Genomic DNA, 25,721 nt, shown 5'->3' with positions numbered 1-25,721 from the left:
CCCCTCTGGGCGCCCGCTCGGCTCACCGCCTGTGGATGCATATCTTGCATCTGCCGGCGACCTTCGCCATGGTCGCGACGACACGGAACAGGACCTCATGCGCTTCATCCACACTGCGGACTGGCAGGTCGGCAAACCGTTTCGGCAGTTCGGCGATCGTGAGCCTCTGCTGCGCCAGGCCCGTCTGAACGTGATCGAGACCATCGGTCGGCTGGCTCTCAGGGAGGGCGCCCTCCATGTGCTCGTCGCCGGCGATATTTATGACACCGACAGCCCCACGCATCGAACCCTGCGCGAGCCGCTGGAACGGATGCGGGCGCTGCCAAGTGTGCAGTGGCATCTCCTGCCCGGCAACCACGATCCCCATCGACCACAGGGTCTATGGGACCGGGTCCGCGCCGGGGGCGTGCCCGAGAATGTCCACCTCCATCTGACGGCCGAGCCTTTCGCCCTCGACGGCTCGGCAACCCTCTTGCCGGCACCCCTGACCCGCCGCAGCGAGAGCACCGACCTGACGGCGTGGATGGACCGGGCCGAGACCGGGCCGGGTCAGATCCGCATTGGCCTCGCCCATGGGTCCGTCACCGGGTTCAGCTCGGAGAGCGAGGCCAGCAACCCCGTCGATCCCCGCCGTCCTGAAATGGCGGGTCTCGCCTATCTCGCCTTGGGCGACTGGCATCGCACGGTCAGGATCGGCGACCGCCTCTGGTATGCCGGCACGCCCGAGCCGGACCGTGCCGGCAGCCAGGAGATCGGACAGGTCCTGCTGGTCGACAGCGCCGGTCCCGGCGCTGTGCCTCTGGTGACGCAACAGGATGTCGGCACCTATCGCTGGCTCGACCGCGAGGCGCGCATGGGCGAAGTGAACGCGCTCGATGATCTCGAATCCGGCTTACGGTCCCTTTCCGGGCTATCCTCGACCCTGCTCAGGCTCCGCCTCTCCGGGACCCTCCCCCTGGCGCAGCGCATCGAGCTCGACCGGCGGCTGCAGGATCTCACGGCAGCCATGTTCAACCTGCAAACCGACCTGGAGGGGCTCCTGCTGCGACCCACGGCAGCCGATTTGGAGGAAATCGATTTTGGAGGGGTCTTGCGTCAGGCCGCCGACCGGCTGAAGGCGATGGTCGACGACGGAGCCGGAGATGCAGCGCACCGCCGCCACGCGGAACAAGCCTTGATCGAGCTTTTCATCCGCGTCTCTCGGGCGGAGGCCCCGCCATGAGGATCACGGGCATCACCGTCGATGGCGTGGGCCGCTTCGGCTCGCCGACGAGTGTTCAGGGTCTCGGCGCCGGGGTGAACATCCTGGCGGCCAGCAACGAGGCGGGCAAGTCCACCCTCTTCCGTGCCGTGCGAGCCTGTCTGTTCGAGCGGCACACTGCGCGCAGCAAGCCGATCCAGGCGTTGCTCAGCGAGGGCCTTTCCCTGCCGATCAGTGTGACCGTGGCCTTCGAGCACCAGGACGAGCACTACGAGATTGCAAAAGCATTCCTGCGAAGCCCGTCCGCGCGCCTGACCCGCGGCGGCGTCGAAATCGCCCGCAACCGGCAGGCCGATGAACTGGTCTGGGAGATCTTAGGGATCGAATCGGGAGCCAGCACGATCGACGATGCAGCCTTCGGTATCCTATGGGTCGAGCAGGGTCACTCCTTTCATCTCCCGACGCCGTCGGGCAATGCGGCTTCGGCACTCAATGCGGCCATTCATGCGGAGGTGGGAACGCTCGTCGGTGGCGAAAGGGCGCGAACCGTACTGGCGGAGCTGAAGCAGGAACTCTCTCTGCTGGTGACCGAGACAGGTCGTCCGAAGACGGGTGGACCGCTGCAGGAGGCGCAGGCGCGTGCTGCATCCGTTGCACAGGAACTGGAGCAGACGGAGCAGCGCCTGGGTCTCCTCGAGCTGCAGCTTGGCCAACTCGTCGCCAAACGGGCAGAGCAGGCCCGCCTCACTGATCCCGCAGCGGTGGCAGCCTTGCAGGCTGATCTGGAGGCTGCCCGCCGCGAGCTTAAGTCCGCCGAGACCGCTGCCGCTGTTTTGTCCCGCTATCTGGCTGAAGAGCATGCCGCCAAAGCCGCGCTCGAGCGTGCCCAGGCGACCCATGCGGATCTTTCGGCCCGTGCCGGGCGCATTGACATGGGTCGCAAGCGCATCCAGGAGTTCAGCGATGCCCTTGCTCCCCTGGACGACCAGGACCGAGCGGCCCGCCAAGCCCTCAGGGAGGCCCGCGAGGAAATTGCCGCCATCGACGCCGCAGCCATGGCTTCGGACGAGGAGGAGCGACGATTGCAGCACCTCGGCGCCGCGGCGACTCGGGAGGGGGAACGCTCCGCCCTCGAGCAGCGCCGCCTTGTGCTTGCACAGATTGGCGAACGACAGGTGGCGAATGAAGCCGCCTTGAAGGCCAATCGCGCGACCGCCCTCCTCGTTGAAGCCATGGACGAGGCCGAGCGTGAACTGGCCCGAATCGTCGCCCAGCTCGAAGCCACCGCCCCCGAGATTACCATTGATCTCGCGCCCGGCGCCAAAGGCAGGCTCAGCATCGCCGGCAGGCCGGTCGAGAGGGGCCTTTCGCTCTCTGCCGTGGAGCCGGTCACCATCGACATAGCCGATGTCGGACGCATCATCGTGTCGCCCTCGGCAGACGCCGACGCAAGCCTGCATCGCCGCCGCCACGAGCGGCAATCACAAATTGCCGAAATTCTGGAGCAGGCAGGCGCCGGCTCGGCCGCGAGCGTGCGGGCGGCTCACCTGCGACGCAAGGAGCTGGAGGCTGAGGCCGTCGGCCTGAGGGCGGAATTGCAGGGCTTGGGCATTAAGCTGTCCCCCGCCCAGGAGATCGAGCGGCTGCGCGGCGAGATCGCAGCCATTGGCGCCCTGGTCGAACAAACCTGCGCGGAGGCCGGACTCGACCACCTGCCCGAGCTGGAGGCTTTGGCTGCCAGGCGCGATGCCCTGCACCAGGAGCGCGATGCCAATCGCGCCCGTCGCCAGGTCTTGGAAGGCATCAGCGATGCCCATCACGCGCGGCTTTCCAACCTGGCCGACGAACGTGGCCGCCTGGCGGGCACCCTCGCCGAGGTCAAGGCTCGTCTCGAGGCCGACCAGCTCTTGCTGCCTGATGCCGAACGCACGAACCGCCTGGCCGCCGCCGAGACCGCCCTCCATGCGGCCTTGTCGGACTACCGCCTGAAATCGGCGGCCTTGGAGGACCAGCGTGCCAGGGCCCCTGCGCCGCTCGAGCTCGACCGCCTGCGAAACCGGTTGGAACGCTGTGAGGCGGCCATCGAGGGTCAAAAGGACAAACAGGGGCTTCTGGAACGCGATATCGCCAATCTCGAGGGCCAGGTGCAGAATGCGGGCGGTGATGGGCTGGGCGAACGCGCCTCCGCCTTGCGGGAGGATCTCGACCGCATCACCCGCGAAATCGACGTCCACCAATCGCGGGTGGCCGCGCTCGCTCTCCTCCGCGAGACCATTGAGGCCTGTTACAATGAACAGCGCGACCGCCTGAACGCACCGCTTCGCCGGCATTTGGAGCCGTTCCTCAATGATGTCTTCCCGGCTGCGGAGCTGGTCCTCGGCGATGGATTTTCAATCGAGGGCCTGAAACGCAACGGAGCGACTCATGAGCTGTTCACCCGCCTCTCCGACGGCACCCGCGAGCAGATTGCCGTGCTGGTGCGTTTGGCCATGGGAGCGCTCATGTGCGAGCGGGGCAATGAGGTGCCGATCATCCTCGATGACGCCCTGGTCTTCTCCGATGATGACCGCATTACGCAGATGTTCGATGCCCTGAACAGGGCCGGACGCAGCCAGCAGGTCATTGTTCTCACCTGCCGGACCCGCGCCTTCACCGCCCTCGGTGGCCGCCAGCTCTCCCTGGCGGATCGTTAGTCTGTGCAATTCCTATCGCCATTTTTCTCACCGCGCGCTAAAGCATCGCCCTTCGACCACCGGATATTTCCTTCATGGCTGCTACGCTGCCTCCCAGCCCTCCTGTCGCTGCCGATTCTGTCCGCGAGGTGGCCGTGGTCGGCGCCGGTCTTGTCGGCCTCTGCTCCGCCCTATGGCTGCAGCGCCTTGGGCACAGCGTCACCCTGATCGACAGCGAGCCGCCTCTGCCGGGCTCCTCCTATGAGAATGCCACCTCCTTCGGCAACGCCTGTACCGTCGCCCCGCATGCGGTTATCCCCGTAGCCACGCCCGGCATTGGTCGGCGCGTGCCGGCGATGCTGGCCAATCCCGAGGGCCCGCTTGCGATCATGTGGCCTTATTTGCCGCGCCTGGCACCGTGGCTGCGGGGGTTTCTGGCCTCGTCAACCCCTGACGAGATGGAACGGATCGGGGGGATCCTGCGCGGCCTTCTCGACCTCGCTGATGCGGGCTACCAGCCGCTCTACGAGGATGCGCGGGTAAACCACCTTCTGCGCCATGCGGGCTGCCTCTATCTGTTCAAGACCGAAGCCGAGCATGCCGCCGCCCGCGAGGATACGATCTTTCGCGAGCGCCACGGCGTCCGCATGGATCACTTGGATTCCAATGCCATCCGCGATCTCGAGCCCAATCTCGCACCGCTCTATCACCGCGGGCTTCTGTTCCGCGACGCCTACACCTTCGACACGCCCAAGGCAGTTGCCTTTGCCTTTGCACAAGCCTTTCTGGGCCATGGCGGAACGATCGTTGCAGGCCGGGTTCGTGCCCTGTCACCGACCCCGCAAGGCATCCGCATCGCGCTGGAGGGTGCCGACGACCATCTCGCCGAACGGGCTGTGATCGCCGCCGGCTCGTGGTCGCGGCCCTTGGCGAAATCGATCGGCGACGATGTGCTTCTCGACACCGAGCGCGGTTATCATGTGCTCTTCCCGGAAGGCGGCAACCTGCTCAACCGCCCCGTCTGTTATGCCGAGCACGGCTTTTACATGACGCCCACCTCGGAGGGTTTGCGGGCCGCAGGAACCGTCGAGCTCGGCGGCTTGACTGCGCCCGCGCGCACAGTGCGCACCCGGGCTATTCGCAAGGCGGTCGCCAAGCTGGTGCCCCGGGCCGGCGAAGGGACCCGTGAATGGCTGGGCTTCCGCCCGTCCATGCCCGACAGCTTGCCGGTGATCGGTCAGTCGCCGAGTGATCTGCGGGTCATCTATGCCTTCGGCCACGGCCATATCGGCTTGACGCTCGCCGGTATCACTGGCCGGCTGGTGGCCGACCTGCTGTCCGGCCGTCCCACGCCGATCGACATGGGGCCGCTTCGCCCCGTTCGCTTCGGCGCGTTTGGTCGGCCCTTGCCTGGCCGCTGACGGCGCTTACAGGGGAGGAATCCGCAAGACCCAGCCCGGCTGGATGAGGTCGGGATTCTTGACCGGCGGCGTGTTCGCCTTGACGATCTCCTTGTATTTGTCGCCCTTGCCCTTGCCGTAATGCGTCTCGGCGATCTTCCAGAGTGTGTCGCCCTTCTTGACGGTATACATGATCGCTGCGGCGCCCGCAGCCGCGGTCGTCAATTGGCTGTCGACCTTGGCGACGCCCACTGTATTGCCCACCGCGAGCACGATCTTCTCAGCCTCTTCGGGTGTGGTCGCCTTTCCCGACACCGTAACCTTGTCGCCATCGACCGCGACATTCAGCCCGTCCGCCTTGAGGCCCATGTCCTCAACGGCCTTCTTGAGTGCCTCCGCCGTGACCGGTGTGGCCGCCTTCGCTTCGCCGATGCCCAGCAATTTGGCTCCGGCGTCCTTGATGAAATCGAATAGTCCCATGATAGGGTCCCTTCCTCGGGTTGCATCATCATCTCTGACAACGATACGTCGAAACCGATAACGCTTCACCAACGCTATAGCAGATCCTGGTCATGAAAAAGCCCAGCGCGGCGAGCGGTGGGCTCCCGAGAGGATATTGGGTCGTCAGGAAGACGGCATCAGGCTCGTGACCGTCTGCTTCTGGTTCTTCACTGTATACTGGATATCCACCTTCTGGCCGGTCTTGAACTTGCTGAGATCGACCGACTTGGCCACAGAATAACTTTGACCGTTATCAAGCATAAGCATATGCGACTTCGGACTTACGCTTTTGATTGTTCCCGTAGATGCCATCCCTGCCGCAAATGCCAGACTGGACGTAGCAAAGAGGACTGACGCCGCCACCACAGCAATACGACGCTTCATCTCGAAACTCCATCGACTAAGCAGGTTAAATCTTCGGGAAATCTTTGGTTTTGTTTACCACTTTCCCGTCATCCTGCGATGACAACTTCGCTCCTGCTTCGTGGCAGAGTTGTGTCACATAGATTAACTTGTTGTAATGTGCATGGCGCTGCAGGACAGTCACTCCCTGCCCGATTCCGTCACGCCCGTTTTGGGCGTTTGGAACGCAGCACGGCGTCCACTCACCTAGGAGCCGATGCAGCTCTTCAGCTCAGGAACAATTCATCGGAGTGGGCAAGCGGTTCAACGCTCCCATGTCCACCTGGCAGCGCGTCCGCAATCGACCTTGGCACCAACTGTCCGGTCGGATTGAGGATGAACACCATCCGCTCCTCAACTGCGGCGGCGACGGCCTGGGCGGCGGCGGTCGCGTCGCCATCGCTCGCCTGCAGGGCAAGCTCCCAAGCTGCGCTCGAAAGGCGGATCAGGTTTTCAGACGGCCCCTCGCCGATTTGAAAGAGACCCGGGGCGCCGGTTCTCGCCACGACGGTTGGCACCGCCGCATCGGTGGCGAAAGGCGCGCTGATCACGATGGCCTTGTCTTCCCATGGGTAAAAGTTTTCGACCGTCTGGTGAAAGCCTTTCAAGCCCTGCACGAAAGTAAGGGTGTCCTCGGTTTCGCTGTTTGCGGTGACGTCGAGTTCCCGGCTGCCGTCTCCCATGAGGACGCCAGCGGTCATGCCGTTGCGCGTGTAAACTGCGGTGATGGCCTGCTCAAGGACGTCCAGGTCCCGCTCATAGCGCGTCTGCACCTGCTGCGCGGCCGGTGAGGAGGGTTCTTCCCCGCGAGACCAGCGAATTGCCTCCGCGTCGAAGGTCCACGTGGACACGCCACCCACACCTCGGGTGGCCCCGGAGTCCGCCTGCAAGACGTCCTGGAGTTGCAGATGCGGCGGCACGTGATGGGCCTGGGAGCCGTAGGTGACACTGACGCCGGAGATCATCAGGGATTGGAGAGCCTCCGCGGCCCAGGAGACCTCGTTCTCATAGTGCTCAAGAATTTCCTCCCACAGCGCCTCATCGATCCGATACTCGACATTTGCCCCGGTCATCCTCACAACAGGCTGCGGGCGATCCAGCGGAAAGAAAACCTGAATGAAGTTCGCACCGAGATGATCTGAGCCCGGAGCGACCACGACCAAGGATCGGTCCACAAACGGGTCATAGCCTTCGATCGTTTGGTGAAGGAACGGGCGGTCCATGAATACGGTGATCGTCTCGGTTGGATTCAAGCACGTCACGTCGAGTTCGAGCCTCTCGCCCGGCTCGGGGTCTGTCAGGGACACGTCCATGCCCTGACGCCGATAGTCGCCCTCGACGCTCCGCACCGTCTCCGCGGATCTTAACCACTCAGGCGTAAGGGGTGCCTGCGGCTGTATGAGGAATCTTTGCTTCTCCAGATCCTCGATGATCGTATGCGCCATGATCGGTCCTCCAGATTCGACCCGCTGGATTGCAGGTCCCGATCAAAGAGGCCGCCAACGCGGTAATTGCTCGATCTTATAATGGCAGCAAAGCGACGACGCCGAGCCGCAGCAGGACCTTGGGCTTGAAGATCCCCCCAAGCCCAAGGACACATTCATCCTCAAGCGGCGGCCTTCACCCCCTCCTTCGAGATCCAGGCCTGGGTTTGGTCGAGGCTCGTCTCGAGCCGGTCGAACATCTCGTTGATTTCACCTTCGGTGATGATCAAGGGCGGGCACAAGGCGATGGAATCACCGGCGACCGCGCGGCCGATCAGGCCATTGGCCTGCATGAAGCCGATGGTCTTGGCACCGACGCCCGCCTTGGGATCGAAGGGCTTCTTCGTGCGCTTGTCCGAGACGAGTTCGACGGCCCCGATCATGCCCTTGGCGCGAACCTCGCCCACGATCTCCCGATCGATGAGCTTGTTGAAGCGGCCTTCGAACACGGGAGCGAGCTTCTTCACATGGTCGATGATCTTGGTGCGTTCATAGATCTCGAGCGTCTTCAGGGCCACCGCGGCGGCGACTGGGTGACCCGTATAGGTGTAACCGTGACCGAAGGTGCCGATCTTGCGGCTCTCATCCAGCATCGCCTGATAGACATCCTCTTCGATGGTGATCGCCCCCAGCGGCAGATAGGCGGAGGTGATGGCCTTGGCCACCGAGATCGAATTGGGCGTAATTCCGAAGGTCTCGGAGCCCCAATAATTGCCGGTCCGACCGAAGCCGCAGATCACCTCGTCGGCGATGAACCGAATGTCGTACTTCTTGCAGATGGCTTGGATCTTCTCGAAATAGCCCTCCGGCGGCACCACAACACCACCCGCGCCCATGATCGGCTCGGCGATGAAGGCGGCCACCGTCTCTGGCCCTTCGCGTTCGATCATGGCCTCCAGGCTGGCGGCCATGCGGCTCGAGAAATCGGCCTCGCTCTCGCCCTCATGGGCGTTCCGGTAGTAATGCGGGCATTCGGTATGCAGGATGTTCTTGATCGGCAGGTCGAAATCCATGTGCACCGGCGCCAGGCCCGTCAGCGACCCGGAAGCGACGGTGACGCCGTGATAGCCGCGGATCCGGCTGATGATCTTCTTCTTCTCCGGCTTGCCGATGGCATTCGCATGGTACCATGCGAGCTTCACCTGCTGGTCGTTGGCTTCTGATCCCGAGGAGCAGAACAGGACCTTGGAGGCATTGTGCGGCGCGAGTTCCTTGAGCTTCTCGGCGAGCTCGATGGCCGGATCATGGCTTTTGCCCGCGAAGATATGAGTATAGGGCATCGTCCGCATCTGCTTGGCCGCAGCCTCGACGAGCTCCTCGTTGCTGTAGCCCAGAGCCGTGCACCACAACCCGGCCAGACCCTCGATATATTCGCGTCCCTCGGCATCATAGACATAGATGCCTTTGCCGCGCTCGATGACCAGTGGCCCGACATCCCTGTGGGTTGCCAGATTGGTATAGGGATGGATCAGGGTCTCGACGTCGCGGACCGACAGGTTTGACAGCTTGTTCATGGGACTGAGGCCTTTATTCTCGGAAGTTGGCGCATAATGCGCGAGGCCGAGTCCCAATGTCAAAAACTGAAGCGCAGGACCGGCCGTCGCCAGTTGCACGGTCGTATCGTTTTGGCCGTAAACGCGCCTTAACTCGGGCTTTTCTCGAGGCTCTCCTTCGCCTGCCATCCGGCAACAGTGAAGGAGCGAACCATGTCTGGGAACATACACGAACCAGGAATAGTGGGCTTAAATCTCAAATTACATGCCGAGGAGGTCAAGAACCTCATCGAGTTCGCTCACGAGAACCGCGCTTTTCTAGATGCGATTGCTCGAGGCGAAAGCGAGGACGGCCTGGGTTTTGAGGACGGAAGCATCGAGGAGGCTGAAAGAAATTCGGAAGTGGCGACACAGCGGTATCACGCGATGCGCGATGATTCTGCTGTGACCCCATCCGCTCTGGAAGCAGCTCGTGTTTCGATGGAGAACTGGAGAAACTACTCGGAATTCTCGAAAGAGAATTCCGAGCTGATTGCGACCGTGTGGGATCGCGACGACAACGACGATGACCATCAAGATCATGAGATGTGCATGACTGATTGCGCAATTGCAGATCTCAAGGCCTATCACGCGTGGGTTTCTGATCTCGCCGCCGAAATCGCAGCTGAAGCACCCTCGCCATATCTTACTGACGAGGGAAATTCGTTGGATAACGTCTCCAGTTCCGACATCTTCAGCAATTCGGAAATCGGGGTCCTCGCGGCGGGCGTGTCGGCTGACTTCGGTTCGTTTCTTTAGGGTGCAACCGAGGGGTGGCGAGGCTCAGCGACCGGCCGCTCCCGCGCCATCCGTGGAAAGCGGGCTTCCTGATCTCGCTTGCAGCCGGTCCATGAGGGTACGGCTGCGGTAAAACTCAGAGACCACCACCGCTCCGACGACTGCAAACCCGCCGATCAGCCGCGGCCACGTCAGCGCCTCGCCCAGGAAGACGGCGGCGAGCATCACCACGATGATCGGCTCGATATTGAGGATCATCGAGGTGGATGCGCCGCCGGTAAGCTCGACGGACTTGAACATGCACATGAAGGCGACCGTGAAGAACACGCTCACGAACAAGACGGGCGACCATCCGGCGAATGTAAAGGGCGCGATGGCAAACGAGCCCGAGAGGGCGAGATAGCCGATCGCGGTCGCGACACCCACTATGGCCATGTGGAAGGTGACGACCGTGCCATCGGCCCTGCGCAGGGCCACGCTGTTCCAGAAGATCGCCACCGAATGCGACAATGCGCCGGCGACCACCAGGACCAGTCCGGTGACGTTGAGGGCGACGTCGTTGAGGCCGACCGCCGCGCCGATACCGGCCAGGGCGACGAGCGGGCAGACGATCTCGACGATCGACGGCATTCGCCGCTCATGCGCGCAAAGCATCAAGGCCGTGGCGAACGGAAAGATATAGAAGGTGACCACGGCAACACTGACCGGGATCAAGGCCAGCGAGGCGAGCAGACAGAGGGTCGCGATCGCGGCGAGAAATCCGCTGGCAGCGGCGTGTTTTGCGAGACCCCGCGGCAGTCTCAGCGGCAATCCGAGCAGCGGCAGGGCGACCAGCAGCGTCATCATCAGAACGCTGTACCGGATGAACACGACCGTAGCCGGCGAAAATCCCACCGCATAGGTTGCGGGCACCGAGACATCGTTCACACCCAGTGACACGGCAGCGGCGATCGCCAACAGAATGCCGAAGCGCGTTCGGTGACGGCGATTGAGGCTCACGCGACCAGCATCCCATTCTGCCGAGGCCCGAACGGGACGGTCCGGAGAGGCTTCATCCAAGGGTAGGCATCGGTCATGGGGCGCTCCTCGGGCTGGGTCTTCAACCTCTGCGGGGTGAACGGCGCCAGCCCATCCATGGCGTAGACCGTATTCGAAGCCCCCGTCAAATGGCTTTGCTGCACGCTGGGCTTCCCTGCTTGACGTCGTCTCCGATCCGGGTTCAGGTCTCGCCACCAACGGAGCCGAACCATGAGCGACGTCGAAGAATTGATCCGATCTCCCGCCAGCGGGATTGTGGCGAGACTGCGGGCCGGCACCCTGTCGCCTCACGACCTACTGGATGCCTTGGAGCAGCGCGTCGCCGCGGTGAACCCGGCCATCAATGCGCTCCCGACCTTATGCTTCGAGCGTGCCCGCGCCGAGGCCAGCCGCCTCCTCGACCTGCCTCTGGCCGAACGCGGGATCCTGGCCGGTCTTCCGATACCCATCAAGGACCTCACCGCCGTTGCGGGAGTGCGCACGACCCAGGGTTCGCCCATCTTTGCCGACACCATCCCGGACGAATCCGACATCCTGGTTGAAACCCTGGAGCGGTCCGGCGGGATCGTCTATGCCAAGTCCAACACGCCTGAATTCGGCGCCGGCGCCCAGACCTTCAATGAAGTCTTCGGCACGACACGCAATCCCTGGAACCTCTCGCGCTCGGTCGCCGGCTCCTCGGGCGGTGCGGCCGCGGCCCTCGCCTCGGGCATGGCCTGGCTTGCCCACGGCTCCGACATGGGCGGCTCCCTCCGCAATCCTGCCAGCTTCTGCGGTGTCGTGGGCTTGCGCCCCTCCCCCGGCAGGGTTGCCACAACGCCGGGCTCCGTCATCGACGACACGCTCTCTGTCGAGGGACCCATGGCGCGCAACGTGGCCGACGTCGCACTCATGCTCGATGCCATGACCGGTGCCCATGGCCGCGATCCGCGCTCGCGCACCCATGTCGGTGCGAGCTTCGCCGCTGCTGCAGCCGCCAAGCAGGCCCCGAAGCGCGTGGCCTTCAGCGCCACGCTGGGCATCACCCCCGTGGACCCGGAGGTCGCCGGCATTTGCCGCCGTGCAGCCCATGACTTCGTGGACGCCGGTGTCATCGTCGAGGAAGCCCATCCCGACCTTTCCGAGGCTCATGAATGCTTCCAGACCCTGCGGGCCTTGAACTTCGCCATCGGCCTCGGCGGCCTCTATGACAGCCACCGCAGCTTGTTGAAGCCGGAGGTGATTTGGAACGTGGAGCAAGGCTTGAAGCTGACGTCCCGCGACATCGCCCGCGCCCAGGCGCAACGCGCCGTCCTCTACCAGCGCATGGCGACCTTCTTCGAAACTTATGACCTGCTGCTCTGTCCGGCCACCATCACCGCTGCCTTCCCGGCAGAACAGCGCTATCTCGCCGAATGCGACGGCCATCGCTTCGAGACCTATATCGACTGGCTGGCCATCGTCTACGCGATCACCCTCGTCTCCTCGCCGGCAATCTCGATCCCGGCGGGCTTTACCGCCGAAGGCCTGCCCGTCGGGCTTCAGATCGTCGCCCGGCCACAAGCCGAGGCCGAGCTTCTCTCGGCTGCGGCGGTCTTGGAACAGGTCTTGAACCTGGGTCCCATCACCCCGATCGATCCCCGTGCCGGAGCCTGACTGAAATGCGTATCGTCGATCTGTCTATTCCGCTGGAAAACGACGTTCCGGCGGACCCGCCCTTTCAGCGGGTGCGCATTGACTATGAGGCCCACGACACCTCGGCCCCGAAGATCGCGAGCCTCTTTCCGGGGCTGAAGCCCGAGGATCTGCCCGACGCCCAGGGCTGGGCGGTGGAGACGGTGCAGATCTCGACCCACAACGGCACCCATGTGGACGCACCTTGGCACTACCATCCGACCATGGATGGCGGCGCCCCTGCGATCACCATCGACGAGGTGCCGCTGGAATGGTGCTTCCAGTCCGGTGTGAAGCTGGATTTCGTCATCTGCCCGACGGCCATGTGGTGACGGCTGCCGAAATCGACGCCGAGCTCTACCGGATCGGCCATGTCCTGCAGCCCCTGGACATCGTGGTGGTCAACACCAGCGCCGGCGCGCGCTATGGACAATCCGATTACGTGGACTCCGGCTGCGGCATGGGCCGCGAGGCGACGCTGCATTTGACGGGCCAGGGCATTCGCGTCGTCGGCACCGACGGCTGGAGCTGGGATGCTCCCTTCCTCCACACCGCCCGCCGCTACGCCGAAACGGGCGATGCCAGCCTCATTTGGGAAGGCCACAAGGCCGGGCGCGAGCGGGGCTATTGCCAGATCGAGAAGCTGCACAATCTGGAAGTCCTGCCGGCGACCGGTTTTAAGATCGCCTGCTTCCCCGTAAAGATCCGCGCCGCCTCCGCCGGCTGGACGCGGGCGGTGGCGATCCTGGACGATTGAGCCGCTAGGCGTCGACCGGCGCTTTTCCGCGGAGCCCAGTCAGCCTCTCGAGCATGGCATCCACAGTCGAGCAGACGATCGCTCCGGACGCTGCGATCTCCGAGCCGATCTCCACTGGCAGGCTCGAATTGCTTCCATCAGGGATGCGGTTCAGCTTGCCGCCGACGAAGACGGGGATGTCGAGGCCGATCCGCTTCATGTCCGCCTTCAACTCCGCCACGAATTCGAGTGCGATGCCGTTATAGGACGACAGCGCGATGAAGTCGGCGCCCGACTCCAGCGCATATTCCGCAAGATCGTTCGGATCCGTCGACACGCCGCCGTCGAGAATGTCCACTTTGAGCTCGCGCAGGACGGTCTCCACCAGGATCTTGCCATATTCATGCACGTCGGTGGTGGCCAGACAGCCCTTGAGGCCGGCCGTGGTGATGGCGCGGCGATGCCCTGGCTCCATCTTGCCGACGATGCCCTCTCCCGCCGCCTCGAGCTGCTCGATCGAATCCGAACGCACCACCGGAGTGCGGCCACGCAGCCGCCCCTCCGTCGGATCGCCGGGACCATAGAGCTCCTCCAGCTTCTTCGAGCCGATGCGGCGGATCGCCAGCAGCATCTCGAAGGGGTTCGTCGTGTCGATGCCGGCATCGTTGAAACCCGTCAGCACCGTATCGCGGAACCGATGGCCGGCCTCCACGATGCGTTCGACGATCTCTTCGATCTCCTGGTCCGTTTGCAGCACATGCAATGGCTCGTCGAGCTCGATCAGCCGGTTTGCGAAGATATGGACGTCGATGATCTCCTCGATGTCCGGGATCCGCTCCGCCTCCGTGACCGGCACGGGATTGATGGCATGGCCCGCCGGACGCGTCCGCTCGCCATAGATGTCCATGCGCAGATAGGAGGCAAGCGCCGCATAATTGGCGGCGTGGTTGGGACCATACATGGTCGTCGCGCCATAGATCATGGTGCCGGGGGTGCGGGCGACGCTGGAGGCCGCGCGCTGGAAGGCGAGCCGGGTCAGCGGCCGGGCATAGGTATTGCCGAAAGAATAGGAGGCATGCGCGCCGCAGAGTTCGTCGATGATGTACTGCTCGAGCAGGATGGCCCCCAGCGAGCAGCCGAGATCCGTGAACATCGAGGCAAAGCCGTCATCGATGTTGGAGTGGATGATGATGTCCACCGGCTGAGCCGAAGTCAGGGCGATCGCCTTGAGGGATTCCGCGGTCGTGGCGACGTCGTCGTCCCAATGCGGCTGGCGGAACGCGAAATACTGCCCGAGATTGCCGATCGAGGTCGCTCCCGCAAGAAGCGCGCATTTGGTGTTCTCGAAGGCGGCCGGCGAGCCGATCATGAAGTCGCCGAAATGCGGGGCGACGGGTGCGCTATGGGTCAACGCGATCCAGTCTTCCACCTCCCCCATGATCATGCCGGTCCCCTGCGGCATCTTCGATCGCATCGCCAGCGGATAGCCCATGTTCCAGTCGAGGCAAATGCCGTAGCGGTCGACGCGGTATCCGAGCTTGTCCAGTTCCTCCCAGATCTCCGAATAGGCCCGCCGGCTCTTGGCCCTGTCGCGGTAGCCGATCTGGGCGTGGGTCATGATCTTGCCCTCGGCGGTGCGCTTGCGCTTGTACTCCATTTCGGAGCCCACGCCGTATGTCTTGAGAAACGGGCCGGGCTGAAGTGTGTAATGCTTGGCGGCCGACCGCCCTTCGTCGATAAGCGCGGCGGCATCGGGCAGGACGCTTTCCGGAAAGACCTGACGGCGATCGAGAACGGACATGGGGGGCGACTCCGAGAACGAGAACAGCGGCTGGAAAGAGCCTATTGCCGACCGTGGCGTTCGGCAATGAAAGCTTTTATGCTGGCTCCGCGACTAAGGGAGGCATGCCGATGGATGCGTTGAGTGACCCCGACCGGTTCGAAGTTGCACAACTGGCACGGCGACGGCGTCCCGGCTACAGTCTTGAGGCCCCGTTCTACGTGAGCGATGCCGTGTTCCGCGCGGATATTGATGCGATTTTCGCGCGCCATTGGCTGCTCGCCGGCGTCGAGGCTGACATTCCCCAGCGCGGCGACTACGTCACCCTGGAGGTCGGGCCCTTCTCCGTCGTCATCCTGCGGGGCATGGACGGGGTGATCCGGGCCCTTCACAATGTCTGCCGCCATCGCGGCGCCCGGCTGATGAGCGCGCCGCGTGGATCGGCCGCCAAGCTCGTCTGCCCCTATCACAGCTGGGCCTATGATTTGGACGGCGCCCTCGTTTTTGCTGAGCACATGGCCCCGGGCATGGATCGCAGCTGCCTCGGCCTCAAGCCGGTGCATCTGCGCAACGTCAGTGGATTGATCTTCATCTGCCTGGCCGAAGATCCGCCGGAGGACATCGAGGAGATGGCGCACACGGTTGCGCCCTATCTGGCGCCCCACGATCTCGCCAACAGCAAGCTCGCCCATCAGATCGACATCGTCGAGAACGGCAATTGGAAGGCCGTGATGGAGAACAACCGCGAATGTTACCACTGCAGCGGCCATCCGGAGCTGATCCGCACCTTCTTCCAGTTCTTTGGCCACACGGAAGCCGATGTGAAGCCTCGGCAGCAGAGATACTATGAACGCTACTGCCGAATTCGATCGGAAATGGATCAGATCTGGCGCGAACTGAACCTACCCTCCGAGTTGGTCGAGAAGCTGGATGACGGGGCCACCGCCTTCCGGCTGGAACGTCTGGCTTTGGACAATGCGGGCGAATCCTACACCCTCGACACGAAAATCGCCTGCAAGAAGCTGCTGGCCGATTTCACCAATCCCCGCCTCGGCGCCCTGTCGCTCCACACGCAGCCAAACTCCTGGAACCACTTTCTCAGCGACCATGCGGTGATTTCCTTCATCCTGCCTCTGTCAGCGGACAGGACCCTGCTGCGGACCAAATGGCTGGTCCACAAGGACGCCGTCGAGGGCCGCGACTATGACGTCGAGCATCTGACCGAAGTCTGGCGCAAGACGAACGAGCAGGATGCGGCCTTCGTCTCGCTGGTCACCAAGGGTGTTCAGAGCCCGGCCTATGAGCCGGGCCCGTATTCTCCCAACGAGAATCAGTTGGAAAAATTCCTGACCTGGTACATGGACAGGCTGTTGAAGTATTTCGACGGTCACCAGCCGATGCTCCCGCCACCGGCACCTCATTTGGAGTCCAGACTATCATCATGAGGATTATGGCCGTTGCCGCAGCGCTTCTCTTCGCCACGGCGGCTCGCGCGGACTGTCCACCTCCGGAAATCATGGCCCGGGCTGCCGACCGCTGGCTGGAGGGTCACCGGCTGCCGGCGATAGACGGCCTGGCCACCCTCGACGATGCCCTGTGCGCCCAGAAGGCGTTCAACGCTCAGTTGGAGCGAAGGCTGGGAAAGCCGGTGGCCTATAAGGTGGGCTTCAGCTCTCGGGCGGCTCAGGAGCGCTTCGGTGTTGATGAACCCGTTATCGGTGTGCTGTATGCGCCGATGCTCATGGCCGATGGCGCCGAACTGCCCATGAGCAGCACGCGCAAGGCCTTTTTCGAGGCCGACCTGATGGTGACGGTCGACGACGTCGCCATCAACGCGGCCACCACCCGCGCCGAAGTCGCGTCGGCCTTGGGCCTGATGATCCCCTTCATCGAGATCCCGGACTTGGCCCTCAAGCCCGATGTGAAGCCGGATGGCTTGCTCATGGTCGCCTACAACGTGCTGCCGTTCCGCGGGGTGCTGGGCCGCGGGATCCGGGTGAAGGACATTCGCGACGTGGAGGCGGCGCTGGCCGAGATGAGGGTGACCGTGCTCGTCGATGGTAAAGTCGTCGATCAGGCCACGGGCGAGGCGCTGATGGGCCACCCGCTCGACGTCGTCTTGTGGATGGTGAGACATGGGGTGCAATTCGCCCCCGGAGACATGATCAGCCTCGGCTCGTTGGGAAAGCTTCAGCCCCTGATCGTGGATCAGTCCGTCCGCGTGGAATATGCGGGGCTGACCAGAAAGCCATTGAGTGTGGGTTTCGCTTCAGTGAAATAGGAAACGCGGGACTCCAGTCTCGTTCCAACCCGAAACCGCAGACCACCCGCCGCGTCTTCCCGAGGAGAATCGATGTCCACACCATCCACGACGGCCGCCAGGGCTGAACCGATCCGCGTGGCGATTGCCGGCCTCGGAGCGATTGGGTTCACGGTCGCTCAGGCGTTGGACCGAGGCCTGCCGGGCTTCACCCTCACGGCGATTGGTGTCCGCGACAGGGCCAAGGCCGAGGCGCGGTTGCAATCGCTTCGGCACCCCGTGCCCTTGGTGACGATCGCAGAGCTGGAGCCATTGGCCGACCTCGTTATCGAATGCGCGCCTGCCTCGATCCTTTGTTCGATCGCGGAGCCTGTTCTGAAGGCCGGCAAGAAGGTGATGATCTTGTCCGTCGGCGCCTTGTTGACCAATGAGCACCTGGTCGAGCTCGCCCGCGCTTCTGGCGGCCAGATCATTGTGCCGTCCGGTGCATTGCTCGGCCTCGACGCCCTGCTGGCTGCTGCTGAGGGCGAGATCCGCTCGGTCCGCATGGCCAGCCGGAAGCCGGCGCAAGGCTTCGCGGGGGCTCCCTTTCTGGAAGAGCGCAACATCCGCATCGAGGACATCACCGAGCCCCTGCGGATTTTCTCCGGCAGCCCGCGTGAGGCCGCGGTAGGTTTTCCAGCCAATATGAATGTGGCAGTCGCTCTGTCCCTGGCCGGCATCGGTCCCGACCGGACGGTCCTGGAGATCTGGGCGGACCCGACCATTACCCGCAACACCCACACCATCGAGGTTGAAGCGGACAGCGCCAGCTTTCAGATGTCGATCGCCAATGTGCCGTCGGAGAACCCGAAGACGAGCCGGATCACGGCTCTCTCCGTTATAGCGACGCTTCGCAAGATGACGGCACCGCTGCGCTTGGGGACGTAACGGCCCGGCGCACGGTGCCGCCACGTCCCAATGCGAGGGCCGAAGAGCCCTAGCTCCGCGATTTCGCCCGTCTTGCGAGCATGTTGAGCCCTTCCACCAGGGCCGAGAAGGCCATGGCCGCGTAGATATACCCCTTGGGCACATGCACGCCGAACCCCTCCGCGATCAACGTCGTGCCGATGAGCATCAGGAAGCCCAGGGCGAGCATGACGATCGTGGGATTGCGCTGGATGAAATTCGCCAGCGGCTCTGCGGCCAGCAGCATGACCAGCACCGCCACGACCACCGCGATGACCATGACCGGGATGTGGTCCGTCATGCCCACGGCGGTGATGATGCTGTCAATGGAGAAGACCAGGTCCAGCAGCAGAATTTGCATGATCGCGGCATTGAAGGTGAGGCTTGCACCCTTGGTCGAGAACATGTCGTCGCCGGGGTCGGGATCGACGGTGTGGTGGATTTCCTTGGTCGCCTTCCACACAAGGAACAGGCCGCCTGCGATGAGGATGAGGTCGCGCCAGGACAGACCGTGGCCAAAGAGCTCGAACAGCGGCGTGGTCAGCTGAACAATGAACGCCACCGTGCTGAGCAGCCCCAGTCTCAGGACCAGCGCCAATCCGATGCCGATGCGCCGGCCCCGGGCCCGTTGATGCTCGGGCAATTTGTTGGTGAGGATCGAAATGAAGATCAGATTGTCGATCCCCAGGACCACCTCCATGACGATGAGCGTAACCAGAGCCACCCAGACCGTGGGGTCCGCGGCGAGGGTCGCGAGGTAGTCCATTCTGGATGTCTCCATGGTGTGCCGGCCCGCTGCCGGCAGCGACGTAGTAATCTGTGTTTCGGCCTGCGGCCAGACAAGATTGTGTCTTCGAGCTGCCCCACTCCAGCCGTCTCGTCAGCGTAGGAGCAACAACCCGCGCCGGAACGAACTTGGAATGGTGAAGCAGATGATCACCCGTAGAGCCATTATCTTGGGCAGCTTGATGGCGACGCCGTCCCTTCTGGGAGTGCACGCTGCCGAGGCGACCATGGATGATCGCCTGCGCGATGTGGAGGCCCGCAATGGAGGGCAGCTAGGGGTCGCGATCCTTGACCTGGCCTCCGGTCACGTTTTTGGCCATCGTGCCGATGAGCGGTTCCCCCTCCTGAGCACCGTCAAGCTCCTGGCGGCAGCCCATGTCCTGGCTCGGGTGGATCGCGGACAGGAGAGACTGGACAGGCGCGTGATCTTTTCGAAACGCGACTTGGTCACATATTCGCCCATGACCGAGGGCCGTGTCGGCGCCCCCGGCATGACCATGGCGGAACTCTGTGACGCCGCCATCGCCACGAGCGACAACACCGCCGGCAATCTTCTGCTCGCCAGCGCCGGCGGTCCTGCCGGACTGACCCGGTTTCTGCGCTCGATCGGCGATGAGGTGACCGGCCTGACCCGCATCGAACCGTTTCTGAACTCCGCCGTTCCTGGAGATCTGCATGACACCACCACACCTCGCGCCATGCTCGAGACGATGCGCAAGCTCCTCGTCGACGATGGTCTGAGCGAGACCTCGCGTCGGCAGCTTGCGGCCTGGCTTGTAGCGAACAAGACGGGCGACAAGCGCATTCGTGCAGGCATTCCCAAGACGTGGCGAGTGGGCGACAAGACCGGAACAAATCAAATGGGTGCGTGCGACGTTGCCATTGTGTGGCCCCCCGCGCGAAAACCGATCCTGGTGACCGTCTATTACGCGTCCAAGCCAGGTCAGACGGCCGAGAGCCGCGATGCTGTGATCGCCGCTGTCGGTCGTCTGGTTGCCGGGATATGAAAGCGGTCAGCCCTCTGCGGGGCTAAGTTTCAAGACCCGCGAGCCGCCACCGCCTTCAGTCAAGGCATAGACGTGACCGTCAGATCCGATCTTCACGTCCCGAATCCGCGCATCGAGCGGCACCCATTCCTCATGGGCCACCCTGTCACCCTCCATATGCAGGACGACGAGGGCCTGGTTCACAAGACCGCCGATGAGAAATGCGCCCTTCCAGGTCTCGAACGCATCGCCTTCATAATGGGCCATCCCCGAGGGTCCGATGACGGGATCCCAGTAATAGATGGGCTGCTCCATCCCCTCCTGGGCAGTAATGCCTTTGCCGACTGGCTTTCCGCTATATTCAACGCCATAGGTGATGACCGGCCAACCGTAATTGAGACCCGGCTGCGGCCGGTTCAGTTCGTCTCCGCCCTTCGGCCCGTGCTCCACCGTCCAGAGCCGACCCTGTCCGTCGAGTGTCGCGGATTGGAGATTGCGATGTCCATAGGACCAGATCTCCGGCTGAGCGCCCTCGCGGCCGACGAAGGGATTATCCTTCGGCACGGATCCATCGGGATTGATGCGGAAGACCTTGCCCAGTCCGCTTCCCACGTCCTGCGCCTGGACGCGCGGTCCGGGCAGCGACCGCTCCCCGACTGTCACATACAACATCCCGTCGGGCGCGAAGACGAGCCGCGATCCGTAATGCTTGTCGCTGTTCCAGCTCGGCATCTGCCGAAAGATCACGGCCACGTCCTGCAACTCTGCCGAGCCCTCGGTCTCCACCAGCTTGCCCCGGGCGACGGAAGTGCCGTTGCCGCCCTCGCGCGGCCCGCTGAAGCTGAAATAGACCATCCCGTCGGTGGCGAAGTCCGGGCTGAGGACAACATCCAACAGCCCTCCTTGTCCACGAGCATCCACCTTCGGCACCCCCTTCAAAGCCGGCCCGATCTCTCCTCCCGTCGATACGATGTGCAACTCGCCCGACTTCGCCGTCACCAGCATCCTCCCATCCGGCAGGAACTCCAGGGCCCAGGCCCTCGGCAAGCCCTCCACGACCGTGGTCACGTTCACCTTTGTGAGCATGTCAGGCTCCGGCGCCCGGGTTTGGCCTTCGAAGGCCGGCTTCTGGTCCGGCGCGTTTGCCGCGCGGTCCGACGGCGGTGTCGCCGTCACGGTCTGTCCGAAAGCCAGGGGCGTCATGGCCCCCGTGAGCAGAGTGGTCGTCATGGCGAGAAGGGCGAGTGATCGCATTCCTGGTCTCCGCATTGATGTATGTCACGGCGAAGCCATTGAAAGGATGCTTGGTTCCGCCCCGCTTCCATCAAACCCTCGCGAGCGGGCGGGGTCGGTCCCTCGCAAGCGGGACGGAGGGGGTGGTGATCTGCAACTCAGGGGCGCGTCAGGACGCGCAGTTGGCGGGCGGAAGATGAAGCATTATGTACCGCGGACTATGGGCGGTTTGCTGTCGACGGATCCATCAAGGAGGAACTTATGCTGTCCAAACGTCTGCTGAGCACTGTGATCGTGGCGGGTTCGCTCGCCCTGGGCGGCGCTATGGGGACGCCTGCAGTGGCGCAGTCCTTTTACAGTTCGAACGTGATATCGAAGCTCGATGTCACCAGCGCCCAGCGGAGCAAGCTCCGCGCCATCACCAATAAAAGTGAGGCGGAACTGCTGGCCTTGCTGCGCCAGAACAACATCAACCCTGCAGCGAAGCCACGGATGGATAAGCTGATGCAGATCGCTGGTCACCTGCAGGCGATTCAGCGCAGAGAACGCCAGGCGGTCTCGAAGGTGCTCGATGCCAATCAGATGCGCCAGTATGACCGCATCATCTTCGACACGCAGAAGCGTGTGAGGGCGGCGGCCAACTGATCATGGGAGAGGGGCCGGTCACGCGCTTTCCCTCTGTCATGCCACAGCTGGCGACGAGGCCGGTGAGGGCGACCCTCACCAGGTGAGGCGTGCCACCCTGCTCCCCGCATCTATAACCCAGATGTAAAAAAGCGCCTCGGCGACACCCACCCCACAGAAGCGAGATTGCCACCCGACCTCGGCGCAATCAGAATAGGGGTCGGTATCGTGCTCATCCCGGGGTCTGACATGGCATCCGTCAATATCCGCAGTCTCTCCGCTGTCGAGGCGGAGGCTCGTCTGGAAGAGCTGGGACTGATCCTCGCGGATGCCGTGGCCGACGGGGCCTCTGTGAACTTCCTGGCGAGCTTCACCCGTGAACAGGGCAACCTGTTCTGGCGGGCTCAGCTCGCGGGCTTGGCGACCGGAGAAAAGCACCTGCTCGTGGCGGAATGCGGCGATCGATTGCTGGGAACGGTGATGCTGATTTTGGCGCCCCAGCCGAACGGCTCGCACCGGGCGGAAATCGGCAAGATGCTTGTGCTTTCCTCGGCGCGTCGGCGAGGAGTGGGGCGCAAGTTGCTGGAGGCCGCCGAGGCGGCTGCTCTCTCCGCCGGCCGCACGCTCCTGCTGCTCGACACGGAGACCGGCAGCGCGGGAGAGGCCCTGTATCGCCGGTGTGGCTGGATAGAATGGGGCCGCGTGCCGGGTCATGCCTATCGCCCGGAAGGAATCCTCGCCGATACGACCTTCTTCTACAAACGGCTGCGCGCGTGAGCGGATCAGCCGGCCTGCGCTTGCACAACGCAGACCGCTGCTCCAGTCTGCCGTCCATTGAGTCGCAGCAGGAGATCAAGATTGAGCGAAACGCATATCATTCGCGGCTCGGGGATCACGGCCACCATAAAATCCCTCGGCGCCGAACTGATCAGCCTCAGGAAGGGCGGCGACGAAGAACTGCTTTGGCAGGCCGGCCCCGAATGGCCGCGTCACTCGCCCGTGCTGTTTCCCATCGTTGGACGTCTTGCCGACGACACCCTGCACCATGGCGGCAGGACATACTCCATGAGCCAGCATGGTTTTGCCCGTGACAGCCGTTTTGAGTGGACCGATCGCTCCGCGACAAGGGCGTCGCTTCGCCTCTGCGATAATCAGGCGACGCAGGCCCAGTATCCCTTTCCATTTTGCTTGGATGTGACCCACGACGTCAGCGACGCTCGTCTCACGGTCACCATGCAGGTGACGAACCCGGGGGACGAAGCGCTGCCTTTTTCCATCGGCGCGCACCCGGCCTTCCGCTGGCCTCTGGTCGCCGGCATTGCCAAGGAAGCGCACCGTCTCACCTTCGCGAAGCGGGAGCCGGGTCCCGCCCGATCCGTCGACGGCGGACTGATCGGCCCCCCCAAGCCGCTCCCCTTCGATGGATTGACGCTACCGCTCTCACCGGAACTCTTTCGGGACGATGCGATCGTCCTGCCTACGGTTCAAAGCCGATCGGCACGGTTTTCCGCCCTTGATCCGGCAGGAGCGACGGTCAGGGAGGTGCAGGTCTCCTGGCGCGGCTTCGTCGACCTCGGAATATGGTCAAAGCCGACGGGTGCGCCCTTTCTCTGCATCGAGCCCTGGCACGGCACGGCGAGCCCGGTGGGCTGGGACGGACCCTTTCTCCAAAAGCCGGGACTGGTGCACCTCCCGCCGGGTCAAAGCACGGAGTTCTCCTGGTGGGTTGAGATCTAGGCTGTGCGTTCCATGTCGGCGGCGGCCGCCGCATCCCAGCTGACCATGATGCCCGACATCGTCATGGCGCGCCGTCCGGAGCTCACATCATGGGCTTCGATGACCTCGCCACGATAGATCGGTCCGCCGGTGCTCGACATGACCATGTGCTCGAGCTCGGCACCGTCTTCGGGGCTGAGCCGCAATTCGAACTCGCCTTTCATTCCCGCATCCACAAGGGCTGCGTGCAGGGCACTGATCGTGTTGTAGAGACGTGCAGCGTCGCTCAGCATGTTTATCCTCCGGTCTATAGGAGCATAACGCTTAACCTTGAGCGATGGTTCGGCTCTGGACCGAATGTGGATCCGTCAGACGGGTGTGGAGCGGAAAGCCGCAACTGATGCTGCGTCCGTCTCCAGGATCTCGCCGATGACCTCCGCCCGCTCGCGCAGATGCAGGCAATGTCCCGCGATGAACGGATCGGCCTTTTCCTCCAACTCGACGATGAGGGCGGCGATGCGCGCCACCAGATCCTGTTGTTCGGCAAGAGATGCTGGCATTTTGCTCATTGGTTCACGGCTCCGCTGCGGAACCCTTCCGCCCGCTCGTCTTTCCAGCGGCGGCTCTTATACTCGTAGCTGGGCAGGTCCTCTCGGTCGACGACGACGAGGTCCATATTGATGTTGGTGGTCTGTTTCAGCTCTGCACCGATGGTCTTCAGCAGGGCCTGTCGCTCGCTGTCGCCGGAGAAGGCGGCATCGGCCTTGAAGGCGAGCCTGAGTTCCACGCAGGTCTTCCCCTGCATGCTGGTATAGACGCGTCCGGCATATTCCCAAACTTTGTCGCAGCGGAACACGACACCGTCGACTGCGCTCGGCCACATGTTGTTTCCCCGGATCTTCATCATGTCGTCGATCCGGCCGATGGTCCCGGCCTCCACTCCGATCCAGGGCCGCCCGCTGGGTCCCGCGCCGGGTGACACATAGCGGCCCTTGTCCCCGGTCCGGAAGCGAATGACCGGAGAGCCGATGATGTCGAGATTGGTCAGCACGATCTCGCCTTCCTCGCCGGGGCCGACGAGTTCCATGGTCTCCGGGTTCACCACTTCCACGAGATTGTGCCATTCGAAGAAGTGCATGACCCCGCGTCTGTCTCCCTGGATGGCGCCATGTTCGCAGGTTCCGGCCGAAAAGCCGGCCGCCTGTGTGCTGCCATAGCCTTCATGCAGCTTCGCACCCCAGAAGGCTTCGACCCGCTGGGCCCACTCGACCGGATAGCTTTCCGCCGCGATGTAGAGGGTGCGCAGCATCGGAAATTCCTCCGCGGGGCTGAGGCCCTTGCGCCGGAAGGCTTCCGTCAGAGTGTGCAGATAGCTGGTCGAGGCATAGATGAAGTGGAAGTCCCTGAATCGCCGCATGAGGTCGATCTTGGCATCCGTGCTCATGGTGCCGCCCACCGCATAGCTGGTGACGCCGGCCACGCGAAAGCCTTCGGTCGGTCCCCAGCCGCCGGTGGTGAGCCCTCCGGCCGGCACGCAGTTCAAGGCCGAATCCCCACGCCGCAAGCCGGCGAGATACCAGGGCAGGTAATGAAAATGTCCCTGCATGGCGATGTCGTGATTGGTGCGCCCGAACACCTCCTGGCCTTGACCGGAGGTTCCGCCCGTCAGGTTCATGAGCACGACGTCCTCGCGGGGCACGCCCACGCGGCGGCCGAAGGGAGGATGCTCCTGCTGGTCGGCCAGGCAATCCGCCTTCGCCATGGTCGGGATGCGATCGCGAAACTCGGCGACCGAGCGGATCTGCTCCGGCCGCACCTTGGCTGCATCGAACCGGTCGCGGTAGAAACCGTTGCGCGCATAGACGCGCGCCAGCTGCCGCTGCAGCTTGGCGAGTTGCAGGGCCTCCAGCTCTGCGCGCGACAGCGCGGTCAAACCTGCGAGGATGGCCGACGGTGTTGAGCTCATACAGTTCATCTCTGCGTCTGAGAGCGGGGTGATGATGGTTCCACCCCGTTGCCGCTTGTCGGACA

The 25,721-nt window shown here is 63.5% G+C and carries 24 protein-coding genes and 1 pseudogene; 13 read left to right on the top strand and 12 right to left on the bottom strand.

Going from position 1 to position 25,721, the window contains the following annotated elements:
* Positions 1–31: 31 nt before the first annotated feature.
* The 3 genes from FKM97_RS05195 (at position 32) to FKM97_RS05185 (ending at position 5,294) form a co-directional block, all read left to right on the top strand.
* A complete protein-coding gene (locus FKM97_RS05195) occupies positions 32–1,222 on the top strand; it encodes a metallophosphoesterase family protein (RefSeq protein WP_170240761.1) in 1,191 nt (396 codons plus the stop codon).
* Positions 1,219–3,894 carry an AAA family ATPase gene (locus FKM97_RS05190; protein ID WP_143958105.1) on the top strand — a complete coding sequence of 892 codons (2,676 nt, stop codon included), beginning with the start codon at positions 1,219–1,221 and terminating at the stop codon, positions 3,892–3,894. The genes FKM97_RS05195 and FKM97_RS05190 overlap by 4 nt, the downstream gene beginning before the upstream one ends.
* Before the next feature lie 74 nt (positions 3,895–3,968).
* The gene (locus FKM97_RS05185; RefSeq protein ID WP_143958104.1) at positions 3,969–5,294 is read left to right on the top strand and encodes an NAD(P)/FAD-dependent oxidoreductase; all 1,326 of its coding nucleotides are present in this window, start codon (positions 3,969–3,971) and stop codon (positions 5,292–5,294) included.
* A 6-nt stretch (positions 5,295–5,300) separates the two neighbouring features.
* Here the strand turns inward: FKM97_RS05185 and lysM are convergent, their stop codons facing one another.
* From lysM to FKM97_RS05165, 4 genes are all read right to left on the bottom strand, one after another.
* A complete protein-coding gene (gene lysM / locus FKM97_RS05180) occupies positions 5,301–5,753 on the bottom strand; it encodes a peptidoglycan-binding protein LysM (protein WP_143958103.1) in 453 nt (150 codons plus the stop codon).
* A 144-nt stretch (positions 5,754–5,897) separates the two neighbouring features.
* On the bottom strand, positions 5,898–6,158 hold the full coding sequence (locus FKM97_RS05175) for a DUF1344 domain-containing protein (protein ID WP_143958102.1): 261 nt from the start codon (positions 6,156–6,158) through the stop codon (positions 5,898–5,900).
* A 245-nt stretch (positions 6,159–6,403) separates the two neighbouring features.
* Positions 6,404–7,621 carry a hypothetical protein gene (locus tag FKM97_RS05170; RefSeq protein WP_143958101.1) on the bottom strand — a complete coding sequence of 406 codons (1,218 nt, stop codon included), beginning with the start codon at positions 7,619–7,621 and terminating at the stop codon, positions 6,404–6,406.
* Positions 7,622–7,782: 161 nt separating this feature from the next.
* Positions 7,783–9,174 carry an aminotransferase gene (locus tag FKM97_RS05165; RefSeq protein WP_143958100.1) on the bottom strand — a complete coding sequence of 464 codons (1,392 nt, stop codon included), beginning with the start codon at positions 9,172–9,174 and terminating at the stop codon, positions 7,783–7,785.
* 192 nt (positions 9,175–9,366) lie between these two features.
* On the opposite strand from FKM97_RS05165, the gene FKM97_RS05160 reads away from it, so the two are divergent.
* A complete protein-coding gene (locus FKM97_RS05160) occupies positions 9,367–9,951 on the top strand; it encodes a hypothetical protein (RefSeq protein WP_143958099.1) in 585 nt (194 codons plus the stop codon).
* A gap of 24 nt (positions 9,952–9,975) precedes the next feature.
* Here FKM97_RS05160 and FKM97_RS05155 read toward each other — a convergent pair whose 3' ends face one another.
* Positions 9,976–10,929 (bottom strand): DMT family transporter, encoded by a 954-nt coding sequence (locus FKM97_RS05155; RefSeq protein ID WP_143958098.1) that lies wholly within the window; start codon positions 10,927–10,929, stop codon positions 9,976–9,978.
* Positions 10,926–11,111, bottom strand: a complete 186-nt coding sequence (locus FKM97_RS05150; protein WP_143958097.1) for a hypothetical protein — start codon at positions 11,109–11,111, stop codon at positions 10,926–10,928. Before FKM97_RS05150 ends, FKM97_RS05155 begins: the two co-directional genes overlap by 4 nt.
* Positions 11,112–11,178: 67 nt before the next feature.
* Here FKM97_RS05150 and FKM97_RS05145 point away from each other — a divergent pair, with 67 nt between their 5' ends.
* Both FKM97_RS05145 and FKM97_RS05140 read left to right on the top strand, forming a co-directional pair.
* Positions 11,179–12,603, top strand: a complete 1,425-nt coding sequence (locus FKM97_RS05145) for an amidase (RefSeq protein ID WP_143958096.1) — start codon at positions 11,179–11,181, stop codon at positions 12,601–12,603.
* 5 nt (positions 12,604–12,608) lie between these two features.
* Positions 12,609–13,378 (top strand): annotated as a pseudogene (locus FKM97_RS05140) (cyclase family protein).
* Between the two features lie 4 nt (positions 13,379–13,382).
* On the opposite strand, the gene FKM97_RS05135 reads toward FKM97_RS05140, so the two are convergent.
* Complete coding sequence (locus FKM97_RS05135) at positions 13,383–15,158, bottom strand: cobalamin-dependent protein (RefSeq protein ID WP_143958095.1); 1,776 nt, start codon at positions 15,156–15,158, stop codon at positions 13,383–13,385.
* Positions 15,159–15,268: 110 nt separating this feature from the next.
* Between FKM97_RS05135 and FKM97_RS05130 the strand changes: the two genes are divergently transcribed.
* From FKM97_RS05130 to FKM97_RS05120, 3 genes are all read left to right on the top strand, one after another.
* Positions 15,269–16,582, top strand: coding sequence for an aromatic ring-hydroxylating oxygenase subunit alpha (locus tag FKM97_RS05130; protein WP_143958094.1), 1,314 nt, complete (start codon positions 15,269–15,271; stop codon positions 16,580–16,582).
* Between the two features lie 5 nt (positions 16,583–16,587).
* The gene (locus tag FKM97_RS05125; RefSeq protein ID WP_143958093.1) at positions 16,588–17,418 is read left to right on the top strand and encodes a 2-keto-4-pentenoate hydratase; all 831 of its coding nucleotides are present in this window, start codon (positions 16,588–16,590) and stop codon (positions 17,416–17,418) included.
* A gap of 72 nt (positions 17,419–17,490) precedes the next feature.
* Positions 17,491–18,327: an aspartate dehydrogenase gene (locus FKM97_RS05120; RefSeq protein WP_143958092.1), complete on the top strand. Its 837-nt coding sequence runs from the start codon at positions 17,491–17,493 to the stop codon at positions 18,325–18,327.
* A gap of 49 nt (positions 18,328–18,376) precedes the next feature.
* Here FKM97_RS05120 and FKM97_RS05115 read toward each other — a convergent pair whose 3' ends face one another.
* The gene (locus FKM97_RS05115; protein WP_143958091.1) at positions 18,377–19,111 is read right to left on the bottom strand and encodes a TerC family protein; all 735 of its coding nucleotides are present in this window, start codon (positions 19,109–19,111) and stop codon (positions 18,377–18,379) included.
* 166 nt (positions 19,112–19,277) lie between these two features.
* Between FKM97_RS05115 and bla the strand changes: the two genes are divergently transcribed.
* Positions 19,278–20,138, top strand: a complete 861-nt coding sequence (bla, locus tag FKM97_RS05110) for a class A beta-lactamase (RefSeq protein ID WP_143958090.1) — start codon at positions 19,278–19,280, stop codon at positions 20,136–20,138.
* Between the two features lie 6 nt (positions 20,139–20,144).
* Here the strand turns inward: bla and FKM97_RS05105 are convergent, their stop codons facing one another.
* Positions 20,145–21,371: a PQQ-dependent sugar dehydrogenase gene (locus FKM97_RS05105; protein ID WP_428977892.1), complete on the bottom strand. Its 1,227-nt coding sequence runs from the start codon at positions 21,369–21,371 to the stop codon at positions 20,145–20,147.
* A gap of 240 nt (positions 21,372–21,611) precedes the next feature.
* Between FKM97_RS05105 and FKM97_RS05100 the strand changes: the two genes are divergently transcribed.
* From FKM97_RS05100 to FKM97_RS05090, 3 genes are all read left to right on the top strand, one after another.
* Entirely contained in the window at positions 21,612–21,995 is a 384-nt protein-coding gene (locus tag FKM97_RS05100; RefSeq protein WP_143958089.1) for a hypothetical protein, read from the top strand.
* A gap of 228 nt (positions 21,996–22,223) precedes the next feature.
* Positions 22,224–22,751 (top strand): GNAT family N-acetyltransferase, encoded by a 528-nt coding sequence (locus FKM97_RS05095; RefSeq protein WP_143958088.1) that lies wholly within the window; start codon positions 22,224–22,226, stop codon positions 22,749–22,751.
* Between the two features lie 81 nt (positions 22,752–22,832).
* A complete protein-coding gene (locus FKM97_RS05090) occupies positions 22,833–23,711 on the top strand; it encodes an aldose 1-epimerase family protein (RefSeq protein ID WP_143958087.1) in 879 nt (292 codons plus the stop codon).
* Here the strand turns inward: FKM97_RS05090 and FKM97_RS05085 are convergent.
* From FKM97_RS05085 to FKM97_RS05075, 3 genes are all read right to left on the bottom strand, one after another.
* Positions 23,708–23,983 carry a hypothetical protein gene (locus FKM97_RS05085; RefSeq protein WP_143958086.1) on the bottom strand — a complete coding sequence of 92 codons (276 nt, stop codon included), beginning with the start codon at positions 23,981–23,983 and terminating at the stop codon, positions 23,708–23,710. The genes FKM97_RS05090 and FKM97_RS05085 overlap by 4 nt on opposite strands.
* A 75-nt stretch (positions 23,984–24,058) precedes the next feature.
* On the bottom strand, positions 24,059–24,259 hold the full coding sequence (locus FKM97_RS05080; RefSeq protein ID WP_143958085.1) for a hypothetical protein: 201 nt from the start codon (positions 24,257–24,259) through the stop codon (positions 24,059–24,061).
* Positions 24,256–25,656 carry a phenylacetate--CoA ligase family protein gene (locus tag FKM97_RS05075; RefSeq protein ID WP_170240759.1) on the bottom strand — a complete coding sequence of 467 codons (1,401 nt, stop codon included), beginning with the start codon at positions 25,654–25,656 and terminating at the stop codon, positions 24,256–24,258. Before FKM97_RS05075 ends, FKM97_RS05080 begins: the two co-directional genes overlap by 4 nt.
* Between the last annotated feature and the right edge of the window lie 65 nt (positions 25,657–25,721).

Source organism: Rhodoligotrophos appendicifer, from assembly GCF_007474605.1.
Lineage (GTDB): Bacteria > Pseudomonadota > Alphaproteobacteria > Rhizobiales > Im1 > Rhodoligotrophos > Rhodoligotrophos appendicifer.
The sequence above is the reverse complement of the archived record's forward strand: the minus strand, read 5'-3'. Positions and strand labels throughout refer to the sequence as shown.

Bases quoted from the DNA above. Each gene is read 5' to 3' on its own strand.
- FKM97_RS05190 (WP_143958105.1), top strand. From the start codon at position 1,219: ATGAGGATCACGGGCATCACCGTCGATGGCGTGGGCCGCTTCGGCTCG.
- FKM97_RS05185 (WP_143958104.1), top strand. From the start codon at position 3,969: ATGGCTGCTACGCTGCCTCCCAGCCCTCCTGTCGCTGCCGATTCTGTC.
- lysM (WP_143958103.1), bottom strand. From the start codon at position 5,753: ATGGGACTATTCGATTTCATCAAGGACGCCGGAGCCAAATTGCTGGGC.
- FKM97_RS05175 (WP_143958102.1), bottom strand. From the start codon at position 6,158: ATGAAGCGTCGTATTGCTGTGGTGGCGGCGTCAGTCCTCTTTGCTACG.
- FKM97_RS05170 (WP_143958101.1), bottom strand. From the start codon at position 7,621: ATGGCGCATACGATCATCGAGGATCTGGAGAAGCAAAGATTCCTCATA.
- FKM97_RS05165 (WP_143958100.1), bottom strand. From the start codon at position 9,174: ATGAACAAGCTGTCAAACCTGTCGGTCCGCGACGTCGAGACCCTGATC.
- FKM97_RS05160 (WP_143958099.1), top strand. From the start codon at position 9,367: ATGTCTGGGAACATACACGAACCAGGAATAGTGGGCTTAAATCTCAAA.
- FKM97_RS05145 (WP_143958096.1), top strand. From the start codon at position 11,179: ATGAGCGACGTCGAAGAATTGATCCGATCTCCCGCCAGCGGGATTGTG.
- FKM97_RS05135 (WP_143958095.1), bottom strand. From the start codon at position 15,158: ATGTCCGTTCTCGATCGCCGTCAGGTCTTTCCGGAAAGCGTCCTGCCC.
- FKM97_RS05130 (WP_143958094.1), top strand. From the start codon at position 15,269: ATGGATGCGTTGAGTGACCCCGACCGGTTCGAAGTTGCACAACTGGCA.
- FKM97_RS05125 (WP_143958093.1), top strand. From the start codon at position 16,588: ATGGCCGTTGCCGCAGCGCTTCTCTTCGCCACGGCGGCTCGCGCGGAC.
- FKM97_RS05120 (WP_143958092.1), top strand. From the start codon at position 17,491: ATGTCCACACCATCCACGACGGCCGCCAGGGCTGAACCGATCCGCGTG.
- FKM97_RS05115 (WP_143958091.1), bottom strand. From the start codon at position 19,111: ATGGACTACCTCGCGACCCTCGCCGCGGACCCCACGGTCTGGGTGGCT.
- bla (WP_143958090.1), top strand. From the start codon at position 19,278: ATGATCACCCGTAGAGCCATTATCTTGGGCAGCTTGATGGCGACGCCG.
- FKM97_RS05105 (WP_428977892.1), bottom strand. From the start codon at position 21,371: ATGCGATCACTCGCCCTTCTCGCCATGACGACCACTCTGCTCACGGGG.
- FKM97_RS05100 (WP_143958089.1), top strand. From the start codon at position 21,612: ATGCTGTCCAAACGTCTGCTGAGCACTGTGATCGTGGCGGGTTCGCTC.
- FKM97_RS05095 (WP_143958088.1), top strand. From the start codon at position 22,224: ATGGCATCCGTCAATATCCGCAGTCTCTCCGCTGTCGAGGCGGAGGCT.
- FKM97_RS05085 (WP_143958086.1), bottom strand. From the start codon at position 23,983: ATGCTGAGCGACGCTGCACGTCTCTACAACACGATCAGTGCCCTGCAC.
- FKM97_RS05080 (WP_143958085.1), bottom strand. From the start codon at position 24,259: ATGAGCAAAATGCCAGCATCTCTTGCCGAACAACAGGATCTGGTGGCG.
- FKM97_RS05075 (WP_170240759.1), bottom strand. From the start codon at position 25,656: ATGAGCTCAACACCGTCGGCCATCCTCGCAGGTTTGACCGCGCTGTCG.